Source organism: Pseudomonadota bacterium, from assembly GCA_016195085.1.
GTDB lineage: Bacteria > Pseudomonadota > Alphaproteobacteria > SHVZ01 > SHVZ01 > JACQAG01.
Genome location: JACQAG010000074.1, coordinates 1 through 8276, shown reverse-complemented (window position 1 = coordinate 8276; position 8276 = coordinate 1). Strand labels below are relative to the sequence as shown.

The 8276-nt window shown below is 65.7% G+C and carries 10 protein-coding genes; 4 read left to right on the top strand and 6 right to left on the bottom strand.

Features of this window, described 5'->3' with window-relative positions:
- Positions 1-437: 437 nt before the first annotated feature.
- From grxD to HY058_20185, 6 genes are all read right to left on the bottom strand, one after another.
- Positions 438-776, bottom strand: coding sequence for a Grx4 family monothiol glutaredoxin (grxD, locus tag HY058_20210; GenBank protein ID MBI3499626.1), 339 nt, complete (start codon positions 774-776; stop codon positions 438-440).
- A gap of 27 nt (positions 777-803) precedes the next feature.
- On the bottom strand, positions 804-1037 hold the full coding sequence (locus HY058_20205; protein ID MBI3499625.1) for a BolA family transcriptional regulator: 234 nt from the start codon (positions 1035-1037) through the stop codon (positions 804-806).
- Between the two features lie 13 nt (positions 1038-1050).
- Positions 1051-3249 carry a phosphoribosylformylglycinamidine synthase subunit PurL gene (purL, locus tag HY058_20200; protein MBI3499624.1) on the bottom strand — a complete coding sequence of 733 codons (2199 nt, stop codon included), beginning with the start codon at positions 3247-3249 and terminating at the stop codon, positions 1051-1053.
- Positions 3246-3935, bottom strand: a complete 690-nt coding sequence (purQ, locus tag HY058_20195; protein ID MBI3499623.1) for a phosphoribosylformylglycinamidine synthase subunit PurQ — start codon at positions 3933-3935, stop codon at positions 3246-3248. Before purQ ends, purL begins: the two co-directional genes overlap by 4 nt.
- Before the next feature lie 21 nt (positions 3936-3956).
- Positions 3957-4199, bottom strand: coding sequence for a phosphoribosylformylglycinamidine synthase subunit PurS (gene purS, locus HY058_20190; protein MBI3499622.1), 243 nt, complete (start codon positions 4197-4199; stop codon positions 3957-3959).
- Positions 4200-4406: 207 nt separating this feature from the next.
- A complete protein-coding gene (locus HY058_20185) occupies positions 4407-5150 on the bottom strand; it encodes a phosphoribosylaminoimidazolesuccinocarboxamide synthase (GenBank protein MBI3499621.1) in 744 nt (247 codons plus the stop codon).
- A gap of 207 nt (positions 5151-5357) precedes the next feature.
- Between HY058_20185 and HY058_20180 the strand changes: the two genes are divergently transcribed.
- From HY058_20180 to HY058_20165, 4 genes are all read left to right on the top strand, one after another.
- Positions 5358-5681 (top strand): DUF1476 domain-containing protein, encoded by a 324-nt coding sequence (locus HY058_20180; protein ID MBI3499620.1) that lies wholly within the window; start codon positions 5358-5360, stop codon positions 5679-5681.
- A gap of 181 nt (positions 5682-5862) precedes the next feature.
- Positions 5863-6576 (top strand): FCD domain-containing protein, encoded by a 714-nt coding sequence (locus HY058_20175; protein MBI3499619.1) that lies wholly within the window; start codon positions 5863-5865, stop codon positions 6574-6576.
- Positions 6577-6589: 13 nt separating this feature from the next.
- Complete coding sequence (locus tag HY058_20170) at positions 6590-7585, top strand: tripartite tricarboxylate transporter substrate binding protein (GenBank protein ID MBI3499618.1); 996 nt, start codon at positions 6590-6592, stop codon at positions 7583-7585.
- A gap of 44 nt (positions 7586-7629) precedes the next feature.
- Complete coding sequence (locus HY058_20165; GenBank protein ID MBI3499617.1) at positions 7630-8028, top strand: VOC family protein; 399 nt, start codon at positions 7630-7632, stop codon at positions 8026-8028.
- Positions 8029-8276 lie beyond the last annotated feature (248 nt).

The window sequence follows — 8276 nt, the reverse complement described above, 5'->3', positions numbered from 1 at the left end:
CTTCCCCGTGCTCGCCACACCGACCCAAACCCAGCGCCGCGCCTTCGATCTGCTCGCCCTCCAACCGACGCTGTAGTCAGGACCCGCAACCAAATGCGAGTCACATCAGCGCCTTGCTCGAAAAATGGGTAAAGTTCGGCTTAGGCTCGCCGAAGGCAGATCGGGCGACTGTGAGCGGCATCACAGAGGACGCGTGGCGGAAGGATGCGATGGCGAGCCTCGAGACCGAGGGGTCCGCAGCGCAATTCGCCGCTGTTTTCAGGCGATCCAAGCACCTAAGCAGATTGGATGCGGAGATCGTGCCGACCGGGACATTTCCTGTGACATTTTCGGGATTTTTCTGAGCGGATCGAGGCACGCGGCCGACGGCGTCCGCGCAGCGAAAAGGGCCGTGCCAGCGGCACGGCCCCGAAATCGCCCGGCGATGAAGCCGCTCGTTACTCGGCGGCGACGGCGATACCGCGGGTGTTCAGCATCTCCTGCAGCTCGCCGGTGCCGTACATCTCGCGCACGATGTCGCAGCCGCCGACGAACTCGCCCTTGACGTAGAGCTGCGGGATCGTCGGCCAGCTCGAAAACTGCTTGATGCCATCGCGCAGCGCCGGGTCGGTCAGCACGTTGACGCCCTTGAACTTGACGCCGAGATTGCTCAGCACCTCGACCACCGCGGCCGAGAAGCCGCATTGCGGGAAAACCGGGGTGCCCTTCATGTAGAGCACGACGTCGTTGTCTTTGATGTCCTGCTTGATGCGCTCGATGACGGTTGCGTCGGTCATGGTCGTCTGCCTCTGGTCTCGAGTGGTTCAATCCGGCGGCGAGGTCTGCAGCGCCAGGGCGTGCAGCTCATTGCCCATCTTTCCCTGAAGCGCGTTGTACACCATTTGGTGTTGCTGCACCCGGGTCTTGCCCTTGAAGGCGGCGGAAACGACATGGGCGGCATAATGGTCGCCATCGCCGCGCAGATCCTCGATCGTCACCCGCGCATCGGGGATTCCTTCCCGGATCAAGCGCTCGATCGTACCCGCGTCTAACGGCATTCCGCCAAGCCCCTCAAGGAGTTGCCATATAACCGGGAAGCCAGTCCTCATGCGCCCGGCGAAGCTCTGCGAGGGATATGGCATCGCCGCCCGCGGCTGTCAACGCGAGGCCTCCGGTGGTGCCAAGCACGCACGCCGGCACCCCAGCCGTCTCCGCCAGGGCCATGACCGCCTTGGCATCATCCGTGGTCACGAGATAGCGCGCCTGGTCCTCGCCGAAGAAAAACGCATGGGAGGGCACATCGGCGGGTGAGGCGGCGAGGGTAGCCCCGATATTGCCGGCGAGCGCCATCTCCGCCAGGCCCACGAGCAAGCCCCCGTCGGAGAGGTCGTGGCAGGCGCTGATGCTGGATTGGGCGATGAGCGTGCGTACGAAATCGCCGTTGCGACGCTCGGCCACCAGGTCGACCGGCGGTGGGGCGCCTTCCTCCTTCCGGGCTACGTCGCGGAGATAGAGCGACTGGCCGAGCCAGCCCCTGGTCTCGCCCATCAGGATGATCGTCTCGCCTTCGCGCTTGAAGGCAAGGCTGGCGCTCTTCATATAGTCGGCGAGCAAGCCCACGCCGCCGATCACCGGGGTCGGCAGGATCGCCTTGCCGTTGGTCTCGTTGTAGAGCGAGACATTGCCCGAGACGACCGGGAAGTCGAGAGCCTCGCAGGCCCGGCGCATGCCGGCGATGCAGCCGACGAACTGGCCCATGATCTCCGGCCGCTCCGGATTGCCGAAATTCATGTTGTCGGTGACGGCGAGCGGCAGGGCGCCCACCGCCGTCAGGTTGCGCCAGGCCTCGGCCACCGCCTGCGCGCCGCCCGCCTCGGGGTCGGCCTGGCAGTAGCGGGGGGTGCAGTCGGTGGTGATGGCGAGCGCCTTCTTGGCCCCCGGCACTCTCACGACCGCCGCGTCGCCGCCGGGGCGCTGCACCGTCTCGCCCATGATGAGATGATCGTATTGCTCCCAGAGCCAGCGCTTGGAGGCGAGATCGGGCGAGCCCATGAGCCGCTTCAGCATCTGAAACGGCGGGACCGCGACCACCGTGGTCGGCGCGATCACCGGCGACTTCGGCGTGGCGACCCAGGGGCGCTGATAAAGCGGCGCCTGGTCGACCAGCGGGGCCACCGGGATGTCGATCTCGACCTGGCCGCCCTTGCGCGCGACCAGCCGCCCGGTGTCGGTCACCCGCCCGATGGCGACGCAATCCAGCTCCCACTTGTCGAAGATTGCCCGCGCGCGGCCCGCCGCCTCGGGCTTGACGATCATCAGCATGCGCTCCTGGCTCTCCGACAGCATGATCTCGTAGGCGGTCATGCCGGTCTCGCGCACCGGCACGAGATCGAGATCGAGCTCGATGCCGAGACCGCCGCGCGCCGCCATCTCCACCGAGGAGGAGGTGAGGCCGGCCGCCCCCATGTCCTGGATCGCCACGATCGCGTCCTCGGCCATGAGCTCGAGGCAGGCTTCCAACAGCAGCTTCTCGGTAAAGGGGTCGCCCACCTGCACGGTCGGGCGCTTGGCCTCCGCCTCTTCGGTGAATTCCGCCGACGCCATGGTGGCGCCGTGGATGCCGTCGCGCCCGGTCTTGGCGCCGACATAGAGCACGGGATTGCCGGGCCCGCTGGCGGCCGCGCGGAAGATGCGGTCGGCCCTGGCCAGGCCGACGGTCATGGCGTTGACGAGGATATTGCCGTTATAGGCCGGGTGAAACTGCGTCTCCCCGCCCACCGTGGGCACCCCGAAGCTGTTGCCGTAGCCGCCGATGCCGGAGACCACGCCCGCCACCAGGTGCTTGGTCTTCGGATGCTCCGGATCGCCGAAGCGGAGCGCGTTCATGTTGGCGATCGGCCGGGCCCCCATGGTGAACACGTCGCGCAGGATGCCGCCGACGCCGGTGGCCGCACCCTGATAGGGCTCGATGAAGCTCGGGTGGTTGTGGCTCTCGATCTTGAAGACCGCCGCCTGGCCGTCGCCGATGTCGACGACCCCTGCGTTCTCTCCCGGACCCTGAATAACCCGCTTGCCCTTGGTCGGCAGCGTCTTCAGCCACACCTTCGAGGACTTGTAGGAGCAATGCTCGCTCCACATCACCGAGAAGATGCCGAGCTCGGCCAGGCTCGGCTCGCGGTCCATGATCTTCAAGAGCCGGTCGTATTCCTCCGGCGTGAGCCCGTGCTCGGCGACCAGCGCCGGACCGATGCTCGCATTCGACAGAATCACGCGAGCGCCGCCACCAGGCCGCAAAACAGACCTTTGCCGTCGGTGCCGCCGATCGCCGCCTCGATGGCGTTCTCCGGGTGCGGCATCAAGCCCAGCACGGTCTTGGCTTCGTTGAAGATGCCGGCGATGTTGCGCGCCGAGCCGTTGGGATTGTCGGCGGCCTCCGTCTTGCCGTCCGGCGTCACGTAGCGGAACGCCACCTGGCCGCGCGCCTCGAGACGATCCAAGGTTTCCGCATCGGCGAAGTAGTTGCCTTCGCCATGGGCGACCGGCACACGCAGCACTTGGCCTTGCTCGTAGCCGGCGGTGAAGATTGATTGGCTGGTCTCGACCTTGAGATGCACGTTGCGGCAGACGAATTTCAGGCTGGCATTGCGCATGAGCGCGCCCGGCAAGAGGCCTGCCTCGGTCAGCACCTGGAAGCCGTTGCAGATGCCGAGCACGGGAACGCCCTTGGCGGCCTTGCGCTTGACTTCCGCCATCACCGGCGAGTGCGCCGCCATGGCGCCGGTCCTCAGATAGTCGCCATAGGCGAAGCCGCCGGGAAGCACGATCAGATCGCAGTCCGGCAGCTCGGTGTCCTTGTGCCAGATCAGCTTCGGCGCCCGCCCCGATGCCTGCTCGAGGGCGACGGCGACGTCGCGCTCGCGATTGGAGCCGGGAAAGACGATCACCGCGGCTTGCATCCTCAAGGCACCTCCGATCCTCTAGGAAACGATATCGACCGTATAGGTCTCGATCACGGTATTGGCGAGCAGCTTTTCGCACATGCTCTCGACGGCGCGGCGCGCCTTCGCCGCGTCGGTCTCCATGAGCTGGAGCTCGATGTATTTGCCCTGGCGCACCTCGCCCACCCCGGCGAATCCCAGCGAGGAAAGCGCATGGCCGATCGCCTGGCCCTGGGGGTCGAGCACGCCGGGCTTGAGGGTCACATGCACCCTCGCCTTCATTCCGGCGGTCTTCTTGGCGGTCGTCTCTTTGGCGGGCGTCGGTTTGGCTGTGGCACTCATGGGCCTACCTCTTGGGTCCGGACCCTGGTGTCCCGCTCCTGAAATTCGTCAGCGAATTTCAGGGATGAGCGGGCCACCAATCCATTGAAGCTAGTGTGATTCAGATTCCGAAGTTCGCCGACGAACTTCGGAATCATCACACTAGGCTCAAGCGCCACCGCTCACCTCGGTCAGAATGCCAAGGCGCCGCGCCACTTCCTGATAGGCTTCCTTCACCCCGCCCAGATCCTGGCGGAAGCGGTCCTTGTCCATCTTCTCGTTGGTGCGCACGTCCCAGAGGCGGCAATTGTCGGGGCTGATCTCGTCGGCCAGCACGATGCGCATCTCGTCCTGCTCGGTATAGAGCCTGCCATATTCCAGCTTGAAGTCGACGAGCTTGAGGCCGACGCCGAGGAAGAGGCCGGTCAGGAAGTCGTTGATGCGCAGCGACATCGAGAGAATGTCGTCGATGTCCTGGGTGGTGGCCCAGCCGAAGGCGGTGATGTGCTCCTCGGAGACCATGGGATCGCCGAGCTCGTCCGACTTGTAATAGTACTCGATGATCGAGCGCGGCAGCTGGGTCCCGTCCTGCAGCTTGAAGCGCTTGGAGAGCGAGCCGGCGGCAATGTTGCGCACCACCACCTCGATCGGAATGATCTCGACCTGGCGGATGAGCTGCTCGCGCATGTTGAGCCGGCGCACGAGATGGGTCGGGATGCCGATCTCGGCCAGCCTGGTCATCAGGTATTCCGAGATGCGGTTGTTGAGCACGCCCTTGCCGCTGATGATGCCGTGCTTCTGGTTGTTGAAGGCGGTGGCATCGTCCTTGAAGTACTGCACGAGCGTGCCCGGCTCCGGGCCCTCGAACATCACCTTGGCCTTGCCTTCATAGATCCGTCTGCGTCGAGCCATGGGCGCGTTCCGATTCACGTGGATCTGGACTCGGTGGCGATCGGGGCGGCATTCAAGGACTCGCTCGCCCGAGCGTTCTCGATCACCACCTAATAGCAGGGGCAGGGGGTGAAGACAATCTAGCCTCCGAGCGATGATTCGTTGATAGGATCGGCGTGCTACAGACGTTTAATATGGTGCCTCAACGGGCTTAGGGAGAGAGGGGCGATGAGCAGCTTCGATGAGCGTGAGAAAGCGTTCGAGGAAAAGTTCAAGCACGACCAGGAGCTGCGGTTCAAAGTCACGGCGCGGCGCAACAAGATGCTGGGCCTGTGGGCAGCCCAGCAAATGGGCCTCGCGGGTGCGGCCGCTGAGAGCTATGCCAAGCAGGTGGTTGAGGCGGAGCTCGGCAAGCACGCCGGCGACGCGGCCGTGATCGCCAAGCTCAAGACCGACCTCGCCGCCAAGGGCATCGATGCCAGCGATCACAAGGTCAAGCGCGAGCTCGAGCGCCTGGCCCAAATCGCCAAAGACCAAGTCATGAAAGAGTAACGATCCCCGCTCGCCGGTGCGCGCCACGCTGCCGTCCATCTGAAAGCGCCGCGCTTTTCCACCCCTCTGCCCGGTTGGGAGAGGCAGCTGGAGACGGCGTCCTTTGCTAAGGCGAGCCACCTCAAGATAAACGTTTATACATAATGTTGACAAATGTCCTGCCCTAGCGATCAATAACGTCATGAGCGACGTTGGGCAGGACACCGCCGCATCGGAGCGGACCAAAGCACTTCTCAAATCGCATTCGCTCTCAGGCGTGGTGCAGCAGGAGCTCGAGCGGGCGATCTTGAGCGGCGAGCTCGCCGCCGGCACCCGTCTCAACGAGAAGGCGGTGGCGGCCAAGCTCGGTGTCAGCCGGGGGCCGATTCGCGAGGCCTGCCGGGCCTTGGCGGCACTCGGCCTGGTCAGGCTGGTGCCCAATCGCGGCGTGTTCATCCGGCAGATGAACCAGGACGACGCCCGCGAGGTCTATGATCTGCGCGCCGGCTTGACCGGGCTCGCCGCCTCGCTGTTCGCCGCCCGCGCCACGGAAGCGGCGATCGGCCAGCTTCGCCGTCTCCTGGAGGAGATGCGGGCCGCGGCCGAGGCGGGGGATTTCGCGCTCTATTCCGAGCTCAATCTGGAGTTCCATGACTTCATCGTACGCTCGGCCGGCAATGGCAGGCTGACCCGGAGCTATCGCGGCCTGGTGAAGGAGTTCCAGCTCTTCCGCCGGCACGGGCTGGTCGAATCCGATGCGCTCATCGCCTCCTACCGGGAGCATTGCGCCATCCTGGAGGCGATCGCCCGCCGCGACGGGCAGGGCGCCTATCAGGCGAGCTTCGCCCATGTCGTCAATGGCAAGGAACGCATGCTGGCCGCACTCGCCGCCGCCGGCGCCAAACCAGGCTCCTAAAGGGAGGAGACCGATGCTCAGCCGACACCGTCGCCTTCTCGGGCTGACCCTGATCGCCGTCTCAGCCCTCGGCGCCGCGGTTGCCATGGCCCAGGAGAAGGCGTGGCGGCCCATGCGGGCGGTCGAGCTGGTGGTGCCGAGCGCCCCCGGCGGCGGCCTCGACATCACTGCGCGCACCTTGCAGCGCCTCTTCCAGGAGGAGAAGGTCGCCGACCAGCCGGTGACCGTCGTCAACAAGCCCGGCGGCAGCGGCACCATCGGCATCGCCTATATCAACCAGCACAAGGGCGACGGCCACTTCATCTGCGTGCAGTCGCCGCCCTTGATGACCAACGAGATCATCGGCTCGAGCCAGCTCGGCCTCAAGGACGTGACCCCGGTGGCCCTTCTGGTGACCGAGGAGATCATCTTCTCGGTGGCGGCGGACTCGCCGATCAAGACCGGCAGGGATCTGGTCGACGCCCTCAGGAAGGATCCCGACAGCATCGCCATCGCCGTCTCCAGCTCGCCCGGCGGCCACAGCCATGCGGCGGCCGCGCTCGTCATGAAGGCGGTCGGCGGCGACCCGAAGAAGCTGAAGATGGTGTTCTTCGCCTCGGGCGGCGAGGCGGCGACCGCGGTGATGGGCGGCCATGTCGCCGTCGCCGTGACACCCGCCTCGGCGATCCTGGGGCACCGCCAGGCCGGACGCATTCGCGTCATCGGCATTCCCTCCGAGGCACGCCTCCCCGGCGCGCTCGCCGACGTGCCGACCTGGAAGGAGCAGGGTGTCGACGTCGTCTTCTATGCCTGGCGGACGCTGGTCGGACCCAAGGGCATGACCCAGGTGGAGCTCGACTGGTGGGACAACGCGCTGGCCAAGCTCACCCGGAGCCCGCAATGGCAGGAAGACGTGCGGCGCAATCTGTGGACCGCCAACTACCGCAACAGCAAGGACGTGGGCGCCTTCTTCGCCGCCGAACATGCACGTCTGGCGCAAGTCCTGGGCGAGCTCGGCCTCGCCAAGTGATTTCCGACCCCTGACTCACCGATGCCATCGAAGAGGAGAGGACAATGGCTCGCATCGTGCACCTCGCCATCAAGGTCATGGATTTGGAGGCGGCGACCAAGTTCTACGAAGAGGTCTTCGGCTTTCGCCAGGTCAAGACCGGCCGCAACGGCCAGCACGTCTCCCGGCACATGACCGACGGCAACATCGATCTGGCGCTCATGGTCTATGACAGCGAGGAAGCGAAAGAGGCGCAGCTCGCCGGCCCCGGCCCCAGGCTGCACCACTGGGGCATCGAGGTCGACGACCGCGACACCGTGGCCGAGAAGATCAAGGCTCATGGCGGCACCATCCTCTCAGACAAGGCCGCCGGCGCGCTCAAGTTCCGCGCCCCCGACGGCACCGTCGCCGAAGTCGTGCGCCAGGGCCGCTACGCCGATGCGGTGACGAAGAAGTCGGCGTGAGGTTTCCTCCAGCGTTGCGAAAGAGACCCCCCACCCTAACCCGCCCCCGCCCGGGGAGGGTCGGGGAGGGGGTGGTCTCCACCCCCTCCCAAAATCCACCCCCGGGGGGCGCACGGGTGTCCGGGGAAAGTCATGCATAGCTGAAGGTTCCCTGGTTGGGGGAGGCGGTTGGTTGTCGGCGGTTGGGATTAAGCGGGGGCGGTTTGTCGATTTTGGCGAGGGGTTTGCGAACGAAGAGGCAGGAGCCG

What these genes read in the sequence shown, in the direction of transcription:
- grxD (MBI3499626.1), bottom strand. Translation starts at nt 776, where the DNA reads ATGACCGACGCAACCGTCATCGAGCGCATCAAGCAGGACATCAAAGAC.
- HY058_20205 (MBI3499625.1), bottom strand. Translation starts at nt 1,037, where the DNA reads ATGCCGTTAGACGCGGGTACGATCGAGCGCTTGATCCGGGAAGGAATC.
- purQ (MBI3499623.1), bottom strand. Translation starts at nt 3,935, where the DNA reads ATGCAAGCCGCGGTGATCGTCTTTCCCGGCTCCAATCGCGAGCGCGAC.
- purS (MBI3499622.1), bottom strand. Translation starts at nt 4,199, where the DNA reads ATGAAGGCGAGGGTGCATGTGACCCTCAAGCCCGGCGTGCTCGACCCC.
- HY058_20185 (MBI3499621.1), bottom strand. Translation starts at nt 5,150, where the DNA reads ATGGCTCGACGCAGACGGATCTATGAAGGCAAGGCCAAGGTGATGTTC.
- HY058_20180 (MBI3499620.1), top strand. Translation starts at nt 5,358, where the DNA reads ATGAGCAGCTTCGATGAGCGTGAGAAAGCGTTCGAGGAAAAGTTCAAG.
- HY058_20175 (MBI3499619.1), top strand. Translation starts at nt 5,863, where the DNA reads ATGAGCGACGTTGGGCAGGACACCGCCGCATCGGAGCGGACCAAAGCA.
- HY058_20170 (MBI3499618.1), top strand. Translation starts at nt 6,590, where the DNA reads ATGCTCAGCCGACACCGTCGCCTTCTCGGGCTGACCCTGATCGCCGTC.
- HY058_20165 (MBI3499617.1), top strand. Translation starts at nt 7,630, where the DNA reads ATGGCTCGCATCGTGCACCTCGCCATCAAGGTCATGGATTTGGAGGCG.